The organism is Nostoc cycadae WK-1 (assembly GCF_002897135.1).
In the GTDB taxonomy this organism is placed as follows: domain Bacteria; phylum Cyanobacteriota; class Cyanobacteriia; order Cyanobacteriales; family Nostocaceae; genus Nostoc_B.
Genome location: NZ_DF978425.1, coordinates 370,286 through 385,518, shown reverse-complemented (window position 1 = coordinate 385,518; position 15,233 = coordinate 370,286). Strand labels below are relative to the sequence as shown.

The following is a 15,233-nucleotide window of genomic DNA, read 5'->3' as shown; positions in this document are numbered from 1 at the left end:
CGCAACCAAATAACCCAGATACCAGAGGCACTCGAAAGTTTGCCGAAATTGGAAGAACTAGATTTACGGGAAAATCCGGTACCTATTTCACCAGAGATTTTAGGATCTTCTTATCAAGTTGGTTCAGTTGAAGAAATTTTCAATTACTTGCGATTACTCCGTAGTGGTGAAGTGCTTCCACTCAATGAAGCTAAAATCTTGCTTGTCGGACAAGGTAGCGTCGGCAAAACATCCCTCATTGAGCGACTAATCCGCAATAGATACAATCAAAATCAATCCCAAACTGACGGATTGAATGTAGAAACTTGGAACGTATCGGTGAATAGCAAAGATATTCGCCTGAATGTTTGGGATTTTGGCGGACAGGAAATTTATCATGCTACCCATCAGTTTTTTTTGACTAAGCGCAGCCTCTATCTCTTAGTTTGTAATTGTCGCACCAGCGAAGAAGAAAACCGCATTGAATATTGGCTGAAATTAATTGAAAGCTTCGGCGGACAGTCCCCTGTAATTATTGTTGGCAACAAAAAAGACGAACAACCCCTCGACATCAACCGCAAAGCATTACGCGAGAAATATCCCAATATTCAAGATATTATTGAAACTTCCTGCCAAGACAATATCGGCATTGATGAACTCCGCACTGCTATTTTTCAGCAAATTGCCAACCTCAAAGAAGTCTACGACCTTCTACCCCTTTCATGGTTTGAGGTTAAACAACAACTCGAATCTATGCCCCAAGACTTTATCAGCTACAGCAACTATATTGGCATCTGCTACGAAAACAAAATTGCTGAAGAACAAAACCAAGAACAACTCATCGACTTGCTGCATCGACTCGGTTTAGTTCTCAACTTCCGCGACCATCCCATCCTTAAAGATACCAATGTCCTCAAACCCAACTGGGTGACAGAAGGTATTTACGCACTTCTCAGCGATGAAATCCTTAAAACTCAAACCAAAGGCATTTTTACCCCTGCCGACCTCAGCCGCATTCTCCATCCAGAACGTTACCCTATCCAGCGCCACAATTATCTGATTGGGTTGATGAAAGAATTTGAGCTTTGTTTTGAATTAGAATGTCAGCCGCCACAATTCTTGATTGCTGGACTTCTGCCCAAAGACCAACCAGAACAAACAGAATTAGAAGGGGAAACCCTAGAATTTCAATACCATTACAAAGTTCTCCCAGAAAGCATAATTTCTCGTTTTATCGTCAACACCCACGAAAAAATCTATAACCAAGTCTATTGGCGCAGTGGCGTAATGCTGCAATATCAAGAAAACATCGAAATCTACAACATTGCGCGGATAAAAGCCGACCCTGAAGACAAAAAAATATTCATCGCCATTAGTGGACGCAAAGAAACCCGCCGCTTATTTCTGGGTATCCTCCGCGATGACTTCCAAAAAATCCACAAAAGTCTCCCCAACCTGGAAATCACCGAATGGGTTCCCGTCCCAGGCTATCCCAATCATCCCCCCCTCGACTATCAGGAACTCTTGGGACTTGAGGCAATGGGTGAAAGTACAATCACTATTGGCAAATTAAAATTAAAACTCAATTTACGTCAACTTTTAGACGGCTATGAATCATTAGAATCGCGCCAGAAATTACAAAGAGATGAGTTAGAGCGCGATCTGGTTAGAATCAATATTTACAATAACAATAATAACCAACAAGGAGATTTTAAACCCATGACAGAAAATACAAACAACTTTCAAGGCGCACAAGTAGGCATCGTCAATATTGACAACGAAGTTAAAGAAAACGCCCGTCAGCAAGTCGGTGACTTAACTCAAACCAGTGGCGCAAACATCACCGAAATTCTGCAACTAATCAGCAACCTACGCCAAACCGCCGCCCAATTTCCGCCAGAAATCCGTGACGACATCACCATCGATATTGATGATGTAGAAGCCGAAATTCACAAGCCAGAACCAGAACGCAACAAACCCAAACTCAAAAAGCGTCTCATTGCTTTACTCACTGCTGCTAGTTTAATTGCTGCTCCCATTGCAGGTATGACAGATTTTACAAACAATGTTCTGGAAATAGGCAACAAATTAGGGATAGAACTACAGCTTCCCGCAGGAAAATAGACTTTTCTAACTTCAACGGTAACAGAAAGCGGTTATGCTGGAGGAAAAGTCTTACTATTCCTGACATTCAAGCTTTAAGTTGTCTTAACATATCTGACTACCGCTATAAATACGATATTTGGTTACTGCAATACGATATTTAGGTACTGTAATCTGATATTTGGGTACTGTAATACGAGATTTGGTTACTGCAATACGAGATTTAGGTACTCCAATACGAGATTTGGGTACTCCAATACGAGATTTGGGTACTGTAATCCGATATCTGGGTACTGCAATACGATATCTGGGTACTGCAATACGATATTTGGGTACTGCAATACGATATTTGGGTACTGCAATACGATTCTATCCAAGTACTCAAAGCCAAACTTACCCTTGAACCAACTTGCGCTGATTCAGTAACCTTTTTACAAAGGTTTGGTGAGGGTGTACTTCGACTGCGCTCAGTAACCAGAGTATAAAGCAATACGGTTTAGTTAAAGTTTTGATGCCCCCAAGCCCTCTTAAAAAGCAGGGTGGTTTCATACGAAAAAAGAAAAATCTATAAGTTTTGATTTTTCGTTGTGTAACCGATATTTTGACCCCTCTCCAAACCTCTCCCCCGCGGTGGGAGAGGCTTTGAAAGCTGTAGGTGTTTAAAACCCTTACACTCATTCTTCACAGACAACCTTTATGTGTAAATCCTGAAAGTATTCAAGGTGCGATCGCAAATTAACAAAGACAAGATAACACCACTTAATTCCGATGTATGGGAATAAACACCACTTCAGAATTTTCTATCGCCGCAGCTGACGCGGGAAAATTCCCGCCATCAAGGGCGGGTATTTCCGCAAAGTGTTCTTCTTGTCAGAAACATACAATCTCAAACTGATTACTACTCCAGCACAAGATTTAGCCGCTTGTCTTGTATCTTGAATCTTCCCGAAGCAAACTTATGTTTTACCTATATATAGCGGTAGTCAGATATGTTAGGACAGTTTGAAAGCTTGAATGCAAGGTATAGTAAGACTTTTCCTCCTGCCTCCTGCCTTCTGCTATAAGTTTACTTCTTCGGTTTAGGGCGTTTAAATATATTCCATCAGCAGCGATCGCTATACTCACAGAACTTGGTCAAAACTTTAAATAATGTTCCTATATTCCGTAACTAAAGTATATTTACTAACTTCGTAATTCCTTTTAAGTGTCAACTACTAATTTTCTGTAATTACGCTTAATATCAATCATATCAACATGAGCAATTCCGTAAAATTCACTAGAAGATTACTGTTAAATCTTGAAACTATTCATTAGTGATACTAGAGGTTGTGCTTGCACCATATAATTCAACTAAATAAATTAGAAGAAGCTGGCTAAATCCAAGAAACTCTCTTGAAAATCATCAGTATTATCACTGCTTTATTGAATCTTTAAATGTAGTATTATCTTTATTAAGAAATGCTGAAAATATTGATTGATACTTATAACCTAGAGTAAAACTTGCGTGAACTCAAAATATAAAAAATCAGAAAATATGTTAGATACTGTGAGCAAGGAGTTAGCAATTTTTTGGCAGCAAATAGAAGAGCGATCGCAGTTCCACGCAGGTTATCCATATAATTTAAGTTGTGACTTTAGTTATATAAATAAGTTTTTTAATTTTTTATTAAATAATGCTGGAGACCCATATATTGAACCAAGTTTTGGTCTCCATTCTCGCAAATTTGAACAAGAAGTTTTATCATTTTTTGCCCAATTATATAAAATCCCCGAAAATGAGTTTTGGGGCTATGTGACGGCTGGTGGAACTGAAGGGAACTTATATGGAATCTTATTAGCAAGAGAAATTTATCCTGATGGAATTCTCTATTCATCTCAAGACTCGCATTACTCAATAGCTAAAGCAGCCAGACTGTTTGGTGTTCAACATCAAGTAATTAATTCTCAAATTAATGGCGAGATTAGTTATGAACATTTATCCCAAACAATTCAGCAAAATTCTCACAAGCCAGTCATTATTAACCTAAATATTGGCACTACCGTCAAAGGTGCAATTGATAACCTAGACAAAATTTTAGAAATTTTAAAATATCATCAAATTAAAGATTACTACATTCATTGTGATGCCGCACTTTCAGGGATGATTTTACCCTTTTTAGATCATGCACCCCAAATCAATTTTCAAAAGCCTATAGATAGTGTGGCTATCTCTGGTAAATTTATTGGCTCTCCTATCCCTTGTGGTGTAGTTTTAACTAAGAAGAAGTGGGTAGAAAAAGTTGAAACCATGATTGAATACATCGGTTCAAAAGATACCACTATTCTTGGTTCTCGCAATGGTCACACGCCTCTGATTCTTTGGTATGCTCTCAAAACCAAAGGTTATGAAGGATTTGCCCAAGAGGCCAAGACATGTATTCAGAATGCTCAATATTTATTTCAGCAACTGCAATTGCGAGAATATCCTTGTATGCTGAATAAATTCTCCAATACAGTCGTGTTTCAAAAGCCGAACCAAGTATTGATTAAAAAATGGCAATTAGCGACTCTCGATAATTTTGCCCATCTCATAGTTATGCAAAATATAGATCGGCAAAAAATTGATACTTTTGTGAATGAGCTTGTCTTACAAGAAGGAATATTACCGGAATCGGAATATTTACATCTACAACCAGTATTCTCTTAATTAAAAGGCTATCTACTTTTAAAAGGATTGTGAATTTATGGAGCTAGTAAATAAAGTAGCCTTAGTTACTGGGGGTAGTTCTGGTATTGGGCGAGAAACAGCTAAACTTTTTGCCTCTGAAGGTGCTAAAGTGGCGATCGCTGATATTGATACCGCTGGTGGTTTATCACTGCTGGAAGAAATAAAAAATAGTGGTGGAGATGCAATGTTTTGCACCTGCGATGTTAGTAATGAAAATCAGGTGCAACATTGGATAACAAATGTTGTGAATCAATGGCAACATATAGATATTTTGGTTGCTAATGCGGGAATTTTAGCAATTGGTTCTCTGGAAGAAGCTTCCAATTTAGATTGGGATAACGTTTTAGGAACAAATGTTAAAGGCTATGCTTTCTGTGCTAAATATGCTATTCCACATATCCGTAAGCGTGGTGGTGGAGCTATTGTCAACGTAGCATCTATAGCTGCTTTGATTGCCTTTCCCGGTTTTGCATTATATAACACAACCAAAGGAGCAGTTCTCCAATTAACCCGAAGTCTAGCTCATGACCTAGCGACTGAAAACATCAGAGTAAATTGTGTTTGTCCAGGTGTAATTGAGACATTCCAAACCCAACAATTTGCCGACTGGCAAGGTCTGACAAAAGAAGAGGTGATTAATCAACTTGCGGCTACAGTTCCCATGAAACGTATAGGAAAACCACAAGAAGTAGCTCAAGCTATTCTATTTCTTGCCTCTGAAAAAGCTTCATATATTACAGCAACATCACTTGTGATTGATGGGGGATATACAGTGCAGTAATCAAATTTTATGTAGGGGATATTTGGGAAAAAACTAAAGCAGAACAAATTGCTCTATTACACCTCTAAAAAGTTCATATCAGATAAATTACTAGCAAGTAGTAATTCTACCGCCGAACCTTCTAAAGCTGGAAAAAAGAAATACCCTTGTCCTTGATCGCATTGTAATGCTTTGAGTTGGGCTAACTGTTGTAATGTTTCTATCCCTTCGGCGGTGACTGACATATTTAAATTGTGAGCCAATGTCACAATAGCTCGGACAATTTCTAAATTTTCCCCTCGACTGCCAATATTACTAATAAAAGAGCGATCAATCTTAATAGTTTTTAGTGGTAAGCGGTGCAAATAACTTAAGGATGAATAACCTGTGCCAAAATCATCCATGTGCAATTCTATATTCAAGGTTGTCAGCTGGGAAAGCATAGCGGTTGCCAATTCAAAGTTATCCATCAGCAAGCTTTCTGTAATTTCCAACTTTAAAGTACCTGCTTCCAAACCAGTGTCTTGCAAAACTTGTTTAACCTGTTTGACAATATCAGGCTGCATAACTTGTTTGCCAGAAAAATTGACACTAATTGTTAGAGGTGGGTAAATGGGAAATTGTTGATGCCATGCTTGCAATTGACGACAGGCTTCATAAAGCACCCATTGACCAATAGAAGCAATCATGCCTGTTTCTTCTGCCAGGGGAATAAAATCTTCTGGGGAAATGATACCTCGTTCTGGATGATGCCACCTAATCAGCGCTTCAAATCCGATAATTTTGCCAGTCAGCAGGGAAACAATGGGCTGATAGTGGAGGCGAAATTCTTCTTGCTGGATGAGTGCATGGCGCATAGCAGTTTCTAACTGCAACAGCAGAGATGCGCTTTCGTGCATTTTGGGATGAAATACCTCATAACGTGCTTTACCAAGGGATTTGGCACAATACATTGCCACATCAGCATCCCGTAAAATATTTGCAGCTTGCTCATAGTTATGGGTACTCACAGCGATTCCCATACTTGCGTTGGTAAAGACTTTATGCTCATTTAATTGAAACGGTAAAGCTAGTAACTTTTGAATTCGGTCGGCTACGTATATCGCACCATCAATCCCATCAATTTCGTCTAGTAAAATTGTGAACTCGTCCCCGCCAAACCGCGCAATCATATCTCCTGCACGTAGAACTGACTGGAGTCGATGGGAAATAGCAATTAACAGTTGATTTCCGAGTAAATGTCCCAAGCTGTCATTAATGACCTTAAAACGGTCTAAATCTAAGAAGAGTACGGCAAATACATAATCTTTTTGTTGTTTAGTGCGTTCTAGAGCTTGTTTCACGCGCTCCATAAACAACGATTGATTAGGTAGTCCGGTGAGAGCATCATGTAAACTGTTGTGCAGCAATAGTTCTTGTGCGCGTTGTCGTTCGATAATATCTTGTTGCAGTTGTTGATTAACTCTCATGAGTTCAATAGTACGTTCTGCTACCAACTGCTCCAGCTGATAACGGTATTGTTTGAGTTCTTCTTCGGCTAGTTTGCGCTGAGTGATATCTCGCAGAATGACAACATATTGTCGTAGTTGGAGATTAGATGGCTGGGAAACAGTAGACTCAACAATGTATGAGCCTTGGTTAATTTTGAGCGTTTGTTCACTCCTCATAGCCCATTGTTCTGGTTTGCCGTAATGGTCTATGAGGAATTGATTCAAGTTCTGCCCAACTAACTGTTGAGTGCTAATTTGAAATAGTTCTTCAGCCGCTACATTGGTCTGAAGGATGATACCTTGTTCATCAAGGACTAAAACAATGTCGGGAACAGTATTGAGGGTAGTAATAAATAGGTTTTTTGCCTGTTGGCGTGCCTCATCAATAGCCGCAATTTGTGGTAGGGTAGTCCAGCAAGCGATCGCTACTCCAACAAACGAAAGCATGACTAAAGTGATCGCTAGTAAAGAGTTACGCGAGGTATTATGGTCTCCATCCAATAAATTACGCAGAACCCAACTGCCAATAGCAGAACTACAAATAAGAGAAACTAAAACAATTACCTGAAGTACAACAAAGTCTGGATTATAACTACTAGACTTCCCTTCGTCACGCTGTGTCCACCATTGAGAGTGAAATGGTGCAAAGTTACAGCGACGCAGTACCGCATCTCCTATCATCAGTGCAAAGGGTACAAATAGCCCAATTAATAACTCATACCAACTCCAAGCTAAACCGCCGACTACTAAAACTACGGCTTCTACTAAAAAAAAACCCAATGACCACCAAGGCCATAACACTTCTGGTTGATGGCGACATAACCACAATCCTAGATGCAGCCCCATAATCGATAACAAATAGCATGTGCCTGCTACGGTGACAAGTTGAGACACACTGCCTAAATTCAAACAAAGCAGACTGAGTAAAAAAGTAATGAAGATAGCAGGCCCCAAGATACCTTGACGAGAAACTACCGTAAATACAGGAGACAACTGACTATCTAAGGCAAGTTGGTAAAGAATGCGGGGAGAATTGGTAACGGCTGTAGCACAACTCAACAGACATGAGAAAGTAATGAGTAGTGTGACTAAAAAAGGGGCAAATTGACCCCAAAAAGGTTGCGATGCTGCCAATAAATTTAAGAATGTATCTTCACCAATGTCTGGTTTAGTAGAGGCACACATTAAAACCCAAGAACCACCGAGAAATACTGGCGGAATTAACCACGTAGCTGTAGTTAAAAACTTCAAAGTTTTATGCGGAGAACGACTATCAGCAACAAAAGAAGATGTGGTTTCACAAGCATAAACTGAATAACTAGCTAGGAAAAAAGACTTAGCCCATTCTCCAAAACTGAGGCTATGGGTACTCGGTGGAAACAAATTAATACCCTTTGAGAAAACTAACCAAATTCCGCCTTGAATACAAAACAAAAGTACTAATGAAATAGCGGGAATAACAAAAAATAGGTGCAGTAGGGCGACAGCACGAGTACCACTAAATGCCAAAATAAAAGGAACTACCGTAAATGCAATTTTTAAGAAAGTTTCTGGACAGGAAATGCCCAAAGGTTGAAAATTAACCTTAATTAAGTCTGTGAGAATAATTGCATACAAAGCTGGTGCTGCTGCCCAGCTAAAATAATAGCCTAAAGCAACGTAGCGACCTAAATTCGGAAAGTTTTTCAGCAGCCGCGCCGTATAATTAGGCGTTCCTCCTGTTACATCTAACCAATGTTTACCTAAACTTTGGATTTGCAAGTTTAAAATGCAGGAGACAATGACCCCAAACAACCACACTAAAATTGCTTTAGATCCCAATGCTGCATGGATAACAGGTGCAGTGCCAATCCATCCTACATGACCCGTCAGCCCAAAACCCCAGGTTTCTAGATAACTCAATGTGCGTGGCAGGCGCATTACCAAACGCGGGTTTTTATCTGCCTGCACAGAACTATTACTGACCATTGTTTTCTAGCTAGATGTACTGACTATCTTTCTGAATAACTGATCTGATGTTTTATAGCTTCCGTGTAACTGCTGAATTTCCCTGAAAAGTATGAAGTATGAAGTGTGAAGTATGAAGTCGTAAATTGCTTTTGACTTCTATCTTCTAGCACTTCAATTTTGGATTTTTAATGCTGAAATTCCAAATCTAAAATTATTCTGTTTTTTCTAAGCAACTCTTTCTATTTCATCGATTTCTTTGGGAACTCCAGCTGTTAATACTTCATGTCCTGTAGGTGTAACTAACACATCATCTTCAATGCGAATGCCAATACCAATCCAACGTGGGTCTGTTTCTGGTTGGTCTTCGGCTAGTTTGGTATCTGGTACGATGTAAAGTCCTGGTTCTACTGTTAGCACTTGACCAGGTTGTAAAATCTGTGGTTTGTCGTCACCGTGTTGGTAAACGCCAACATCATGCACATCCAAGCCTAACCAATGGCTAGTGCGGTGCATATAGTATGGTTTGTATTTTTCTTCTTCGATGATTTTGTCAATTTCGCCTTTGAGAATGCCAAGGTCAATTAAGCCTGCGGTAAGGACGCGCACAGCGGTATCATGAACTGCTTTAAAGGTATTACCTGGTTGCACTTGGGCGATCGCTTGTTTTTGGGCTTCTAGTACAATTTCATATAATGCCTTTTGTTCGGGCGTAAATTTGCCACCGACAGGAAATGTACGGGTAATATCTGAGTTGTAATAACTGTATGCACAACCCGCATCAATTAATAGCAATTCTCTATCTTGCATCTGGCGATGATTCTCAATGTAGTGGAGAACGCAAGCATTCACACCAGAAGCCACAATCGACGGATAAGCTGGCCCCATTCCGCCTCTGAGTCGAAATATCCGTTCGATTTCGGCTTGAATTTCGTATTCATAACGTCCTGGTTTAGCGATCGCCATTGCTTGATTATGTGCTTCCACGGCGATCGCCGCTGCTTGACGCATCATTTCTAATTCGGCTTCTGTTTTAATCAGCCGCATACTGTGAAGTACTGCACAGGTATCTTCAATAGCAATTGGCCCTGTACCTCGTTTGGGATAAGTCCGCAGTAAACTTTGATAGTGTTCTAAAATCTTTTCATTAAAATGGCGATCGCGCCCCAAGTGATAATAAATGCGATCGGCTTTTTCCAGATATTGGGGCAATTTTTCATCTAATTCATTAATCGGATAAGCTGCATCTGCACCATAAATTTCTTTGGCTGCATCTACACCACAGCGATAACCAGACCATACTTCTTTTTCTCGGTCTTTTGGTTGGACAAACAAAACAAAACGATGTTCGGGATGATTTGGTGCTAACACTGCTACGGCTTGTGCTTCATTAAAGCCTGTTAAGTAAAAAAAATCACTATCTTGCCGATAAGCATATTCCACATCGTTGTGCATAACGGCCATTGGCGCACTCCGAAAAATCGCAGTCCCATTCCCAATTTTTGCTATTAACTGCTCCCGACGCTGCCGATATTCTAATTGCATAGCTGTTCAATTTGTCAGTTAAATTACAGTGTTATTTTACACTTTTCGCAACGTGGCTATACAGATAAAGCCTCTTAGTAGTTGCTTGTTTCAGTTATTTTAACTAATATTTTCTACTTCTTTAGATACTGTTCGTTCTTTTATGACCAACAGGTTAAACTTTTTGATGAGTTCAGTTTTGTTTTTGTTGGGCATTTTTATTTTCCCTTACTGATAAGTAGATAACAGACTTATTTTATATATTTAAAACCTGACATAAATAAATTTTGCTGACAAACTAAATGATTGATTATTCACGACTTGCAAATTTCATGCAAATGATTTATGACAAATTTCTTATGTATATAAACCTTGATATTTGAATTAAAAAAATGTTTATTTAAAAAACCAAAAAAAATAATAATTGTTCTTAGAATACAGAAATGACTATGATTCATCTGTTAAAACTTTGAAGACAACCAGTGATTAGAAAGCACTATGTCTTCAACTTCAAAATCCTCCCCATTACAAACAAATCTGTTTTCTCAATCTTTGAAAAAATCAAGTGCATTGTTAGAAACTCTAGATAATGCACAAGGAATTGGTAAGAATTTTTCCAGCAGTAGTGCATCTTCATTAGAAATAAATTCTTTAGCAACACAAAAAAGTTCAACATCAGAATTCACAGCAAGTGCGAACCCCAACCCTTATTTAAGAAGTGCTGCAATTGCCCCCGATTTCAACGGTGATGGCAAAGTAGACAAAATGTGGGTGAATGCTCAAACAGGTGAGATTGTGATTCGCCTGATGGATGGTGGACAAGTTCTCTCACAAGGTTCTGTAGGTAAGTTTGATATCAACGCTTGGACTTACAAAATTGCCGATTTTAATAATGATGGCAAAACCGACTTTTTATTGCGGAATAAACAGACAGGAGAGAACAGAGTTGCTCTCATGGATGGCACAAAAGTTGCAAGTACAGCAGCTTTAGAAAAAGTAGATGCTAACTGGAATCCTTTAATTGGTGATTTCAATGGCGATCGCAAAACAGATATTTTCTGGAATAACGCTAAAACTGGTCAAAATGCCGTTTGGTTGATGGACGGCACAAAAGTTTCTAGTGCCAATGTTGTAGAAACTACAGCAGTAGGCTTAACTCCAACTGTGGTTGATTTTGACGGTAACGGCAAGAGTGATATCTTTTGGCGTAATGCCAACACTGGTGCCAACAGTGCTTGGTTTATGGATGGCACAAAAGCCAGTAAGTTTACTTTACAATCTCAATCTTCTTCTTTAACTCCTATCCTTGGTGATTTTAACGGTGACTTGAAGACAGATATTCTGTGGCGAAATACTTCCACTGGTCAAAATAAAATTTGGACAATGAACGGTATCGTCGTCACTGAAGCTGCTGCTAAGACACTTGATTCATCTTGGCAAGCTAACATTGGTGATTTCGACGGCGATGGCAAAACTGATATCTTCTGGCATAATCAGAAGACTGGCGAGAACACCGCTTGGTTAATGAATGGTACAGCAGTTAAATCTGAAGCATTTCTCCCCAGCAATAGCGCATCTTTGACACCATCCTTTGGTGATTTCAATGGTGATGGCAAAACTGATGTTTACTGGCGCGATCAAGCATCAGGTGCAGATAAGATTTGGACAATGAATGGCACAAAAGCCACAGAATCTACTCTAGCTACTAAAGACAGACTTGGTGCTGCTTGGTATACAGGCTAAAGTTTACAGGACTGATGCACAAAGGTTAGTTATTGAGATGGGGTTTAAGGGTGTGGGGTGTAAGAGTTTTAAATACCTAAAACTCCTACACCCTTTTATCCTTCTCTAAACCCTTGATTTTTTGTTGCAGTGCAAGTCATAACTTAGTTATTTAGGCGGTGATTCTCACAACAAAAAGTAATGGTTATTGCTACAATTTCATCCAAGCTTTTGTTGTGGCAGTAAGCTCTAAGGTGAAAGCATACTGCTTATTTAAACTTAAACGTGTTTAGCAACGTCTTGTAAAAGCGATACCTATTGCTTGCTGCATCTAAGTTCTGTCAATCCATCTGGCATAGTTATTATGCACAAGTTCTGATGGTGATACATCACCTGGCTATTTCACCATTTAGTTGATAAATGCTCTCTAAGTGGGAATACTAAGTTTAACCAGTCTAATGGGTTAAGAAATTTGTGAGGTTTATACCCATGTCCGAAATTAATATCGGTGATTATTTAGCTCACCCTTTAGTCAGATATCGTAATCATTTAGAATTCAATGGATATCAGGTTGACGAAGAAGATGAGTTACTTTTATGTCGTCATCCCAGAAAGCATGGTTTGATAGTTAAAAATGTACCAAATCGAGGTGTATTAATTAGAATTCTTTATTCTTGTAACTTCAATGTACATAGACCTAATCTCTTAGAATATGTGAATGAACTGAATTTATTGTTTATGTTTATGAAAGCATATATTGATAATTCAGCTAGTAACTTGTATATGGAAACTTTTTGTGAGGGCGAATACGACAGAACTAATTTTTCTATTGTCTTAGACAATATTGACTATGACATGGAAATGTTTATCAATCATCATCAAACTAGAGAATGTTTATTATAAAATAAAAATTAAATAGGCTTTTTTGGTGGGTTATGCCCACCATTCTGATTTAAATTAGCAGGAATAAAATTGCAGCAATTATATCAATACTTCTCAAAAACAATTATTTTCAGCAATGAAAAACGCGATCGCATCTGCGGGGAACTGGCAAGTGATCGCCTGAAGATTCTCAATAGTCAGCATTGTAAATAGATATCATCTTCAGATTTCGCAATTATCTGTCAGCCTAAATTTATTCTTCTGGTTTGTTAACAAGTATTAAGGAAAAATTGATAGATTATCTGTATAACCCAGTGATGTAAAATCCAGAAGATAGTAAAAGGCGATAACAGAGTCTGAATAGCAATGGCACAGGATCGTAAGTCAACGGTTGTAATCACAGGTGCGTCCTCTGGGGTAGGTTTGTACGCTGCAAAAGCATTTGCTCGCAGAGGATGGCACGTTGTCATGGCCTGCCGAGATTTGGTGAAGGCTGAAAAAGCTGCCCAAGAAGTGGGGATACCCAAGGACAGCTATACTCTTATGCACATTGATCTGGGTTCATTGGATAGCGTCCGCCAGTTTGTCAACAACTTTAGAGCCAGTGGTCAATCCTTAGATGCTGTGGTGGGTAACGCGGCTATTTATATGCCATTAATCAAAGAACCGTTACGCAGTCCTGAAGGTTACGAGTTAACCATGACCACCAATCACCTTGGTCATTTTCTGCTGTGTAAACTCTTGCTTGAGGATTTGAAAAAATCTCCGGCTGCGGATAAGCGAATGGTAATTTTGGGAACTGTCACCCACAACCCCGACGAACTGGGTGGAAAAATTCCGCCGCGTCCAGATTTGGGTGAATTAGAAGGCTTTGTTGCAGGCTTTAAAGCACCAATTTCTATGATTGATGGCAAGAAATTTGAACCTGTTAAAGCTTACAAAGATAGTAAAGTCTGCAACGTGCTAACCATGCGCGAACTGCATCGACGCTATCACGAATCAACAGGGATTACCTTCACTTCTCTTTATCCGGGATGTGTGGCTGAAACACCTCTATTCCGCAACCACTATCCTTTGTTTCAGAAGCTTTTCCCCTTGTTCCAGAAATACATCACCGGGGGATATGTATCTCAGGAATTAGCAGGAGAACGGGTTGCAGCAGTAGTTATTGAGCCGGAATATAAGCAATCTGGTGCTTATTGGAGTTGGGGAAATCGTCAGAAGAAAGAGGGCAAATCTTTTGTGCAGAGAGTTTCTCCCCAAGCACGGGATGATGCTAAAGCTGAACGCCTGTGGGATTTGAGCGAAAAGTTAGTCGGGTTAGCGTAAAGGAGAGATTCACCCACACAGATGATCTTTTGAGATTGGGTGTAAGGGTATAGGGGTATGAGGATGTAAGGGTTTTGAACATCTATACCCTGATACCCCTACATTCTGTAGTATTATCTAAATACCAATGATAATTCTGATTATGGGAGTGGCTGGCTCCGGTAAAACCACCATTGGTCAAGCACTTGCAGCAGCAACAGAGTGGGAATTTGACGATGCAGACACCTTTCATTCAGCCGCTGCTAAGGCAAAAATGAGCCGAGGGGAACCGCTAACTGATGCCGATCGCCAACCTTGGTTAAAATCATTGCAAACAGCGATCGCACAATGGTTACAAGCAGAAAAAAATGTCATCTTGGCTTGTTCGGCCTTAAAAGCTAGTTATCGTCAAATTCTTTGTGGTGATGATTCACGGGTAAAGTTAGTGTACCTCACAGGCAGTTATGAGTTGATTGAACAAAGATTGCGCGATCGCCACGGTCATTTTATGCAAGCCAATCTTTTACAAAGCCAGTTTGATACCCTAGAAGCGCCAACCACATCTGAAGCAACTTATATTGATATCTCTCAAGATTTAGGTGCGATCGTGCAGCAAATCAGAAATAGCCTGAATATCTAATCAGTAGCCATCATGAACTGCATCCACCAATAATATCGTGTTCGGTGAATTAATTATCATTAAGACCGCAGAGGGAGCAGAGGAAGCAGGGGAGCAGAGAAGCGTGTTTTTACATTTCTGCACAGATTTCTGGAATTATCACTAACCTACATTCCGCAGGTCTATCAGGTC

General features: G+C 39.5%; 9 protein-coding genes. 7 read left to right on the top strand and 2 right to left on the bottom strand.

The window, feature by feature from the left end:
- The 3 genes from NCWK1_RS09650 to NCWK1_RS09635 form a co-directional block, all read left to right on the top strand.
- On the top strand, positions 1–2,103 hold a 2,103-nt coding region (locus tag NCWK1_RS09650), incomplete at its 5' end, for a COR domain-containing protein (protein WP_146033967.1).
- A 1,513-nt stretch (positions 2,104–3,616) separates the two neighbouring features.
- A complete protein-coding gene (locus NCWK1_RS09640; RefSeq protein WP_103124557.1) occupies positions 3,617–4,768 on the top strand; it encodes a histidine decarboxylase in 1,152 nt (383 codons plus the stop codon).
- Between the two features lie 37 nt (positions 4,769–4,805).
- Positions 4,806–5,570 carry an SDR family NAD(P)-dependent oxidoreductase gene (locus NCWK1_RS09635; protein ID WP_103124556.1) on the top strand — a complete coding sequence of 255 codons (765 nt, stop codon included), beginning with the start codon at positions 4,806–4,808 and terminating at the stop codon, positions 5,568–5,570.
- A 56-nt stretch (positions 5,571–5,626) separates the two neighbouring features.
- Here NCWK1_RS09635 and NCWK1_RS09630 read toward each other — a convergent pair whose 3' ends face one another.
- Both NCWK1_RS09630 and NCWK1_RS09625 read right to left on the bottom strand, forming a co-directional pair.
- Positions 5,627–9,007 carry an EAL domain-containing protein gene (locus NCWK1_RS09630; RefSeq protein ID WP_103124555.1) on the bottom strand — a complete coding sequence of 1,127 codons (3,381 nt, stop codon included), beginning with the start codon at positions 9,005–9,007 and terminating at the stop codon, positions 5,627–5,629.
- A gap of 207 nt (positions 9,008–9,214) precedes the next feature.
- The gene (locus NCWK1_RS09625; protein WP_096579891.1) at positions 9,215–10,531 is read right to left on the bottom strand and encodes an aminopeptidase P N-terminal domain-containing protein; all 1,317 of its coding nucleotides are present in this window, start codon (positions 10,529–10,531) and stop codon (positions 9,215–9,217) included.
- 477 nt (positions 10,532–11,008) lie between these two features.
- Between NCWK1_RS09625 and NCWK1_RS09620 the strand changes: the two genes are divergently transcribed.
- The 4 genes from NCWK1_RS09620 to NCWK1_RS09605 all read left to right on the top strand — a co-directional run bounded on the left by NCWK1_RS09620 (position 11,009) and on the right by NCWK1_RS09605 (position 15,062).
- A complete protein-coding gene (locus NCWK1_RS09620) occupies positions 11,009–12,253 on the top strand; it encodes an FG-GAP repeat domain-containing protein (RefSeq protein WP_103124554.1) in 1,245 nt (414 codons plus the stop codon).
- A 453-nt stretch (positions 12,254–12,706) separates the two neighbouring features.
- A complete protein-coding gene (locus NCWK1_RS09615; protein WP_245894867.1) occupies positions 12,707–13,135 on the top strand; it encodes a DNA mismatch repair protein in 429 nt (142 codons plus the stop codon).
- A 345-nt stretch (positions 13,136–13,480) separates the two neighbouring features.
- Positions 13,481–14,443 (top strand): protochlorophyllide reductase, encoded by a 963-nt coding sequence (locus NCWK1_RS09610; RefSeq protein ID WP_103124553.1) that lies wholly within the window; start codon positions 13,481–13,483, stop codon positions 14,441–14,443.
- Positions 14,444–14,570: 127 nt separating this feature from the next.
- A complete protein-coding gene (locus tag NCWK1_RS09605) occupies positions 14,571–15,062 on the top strand; it encodes a gluconokinase (protein ID WP_187308103.1) in 492 nt (163 codons plus the stop codon).
- Positions 15,063–15,233 lie beyond the last annotated feature (171 nt).